1 protein-coding gene and 1 pseudogene are annotated in these 1,216 nt (G+C 65.4%); both read left to right on the plus strand.

Features of this window, described 5'->3' with window-relative positions; all coding sequences use genetic code 11:
* Window positions 1-7: 7 nt before the first annotated feature.
* Window positions 8-760 carry an electron transfer flavoprotein subunit beta/FixA family protein gene (locus AC2A04_RS18250; RefSeq protein ID WP_484213782.1) on the plus strand — a complete coding sequence of 251 codons (753 nt, stop codon included), beginning with the start codon at window positions 8-10 and terminating at the stop codon, window positions 758-760.
* A 1-nt stretch (window position 761) separates the two neighbouring features.
* Window positions 762-1,216: pseudogene (locus tag AC2A04_RS18255) on the plus strand (electron transfer flavoprotein subunit alpha/FixB family protein); the annotation flags it as partial.

Below are 1,216 nucleotides of genomic sequence, written 5' to 3' on the forward strand. Positions count from 1 at the left end.
CCGACCGATGAAAGCCCTGGTCTGCGTGAAGCGCGTGATCGATTACAACGTGAAGCCTCGAGTGAAGGCGGATGGTTCGGGAGTTGATCTTGCGAACGTGAAGATGAGCATGAACCCGTTCGACGAGATTGCGGTGGAGGAAGCCATTCGCCTGAAGGAGAAGGGCGTGGTGACCGAGATCGTGGCGGTGTCGGTGGGGGTTGCGAAATCGCAGGAGACGCTGCGCACGGCGCTGGCGATGGGCGCGGACCGGGCGATCCTGGTGCAGGTTGACGATGGTACCGAGGTCGAGCCTCTGGCGGTGGCCAAGATCATCAAGGGCATTGCCGACGAGGAACAGCCCGGGCTGATCGTGACCGGCAAGCAGGCGATCGACGACGACAGCAACCAGGTCGGCCAGATGGTTGCCGCGTTGCTGGGGCGCCCGCAGGGCACCTTCGCCAACGAGGTTGCGGTCGAAGGCGATGCGGTGGTGGTCAAGCGCGAGATCGACGGCGGTTTGCAGACCGTCCGCCTTGCGCTGCCTGCGGTGGTCACTACCGACCTGCGCCTGAACGAGCCGCGCTATGCCTCGCTGCCCAACATCATGAAGGCCAAGTCCAAGCCCTTGGCCAACAAGACGCCCGCCGACTACGGCGTCGACATCGCCCCGCGTTTGAAGACGCTCAAGGTCTCCGAACCGCCGGTGCGCAGCGCGGGGATCAAGGTGCCCGATGTCGACACGCTGGTCGCCAAGCTCAAGGAAATGGGAGTAGCCTGACATGGCCAATGTTCTCGTTCTGGTCGAACACGACAACGCCTCCGTCAAGGACGCGACGCTCGCCGCCGTCACTGCCGCAGCTCAGCTTGGCGAAGTGACCGCGCTGGTCGCAGGCGCCAACTGCGACGGCGCCGCACAGGCCGCCGCGCAGATCGCCGGCGTCGCCAGGGTCCTGAAAGCCGACGACGCCAGCCTTGCCAACGCGCTTGCTGAAAACGTCGCGCCGCTCGTGGCAGGCCTGATGGCGAACTACGATGCCTTCGTCGCCCCTGCCACGACCACGGGCAAGAACGTCGCCCCGCGCGTTGCCGCGCTGCTCGACGTCATGCAGGTCTCGGACATCCTCTCGGTCGAGGGGCCCAGGACCTTCACCCGTCCGATCTATGCCGGCAACGCCATCGCCACGGTCGAATCGAGTGACGCCAAGCTGGTGATCACCGTGCGCGGCACCGCCTT

The sequence above is a fragment of the Novosphingobium sp. HNCC26DJ243 genome, from assembly GCF_057180545.1.

What these genes read in the sequence shown, in the direction of transcription:
- AC2A04_RS18250 (WP_484213782.1), top strand. Translation starts at nt 8, where the DNA reads ATGAAAGCCCTGGTCTGCGTGAAGCGCGTGATCGATTACAACGTGAAG.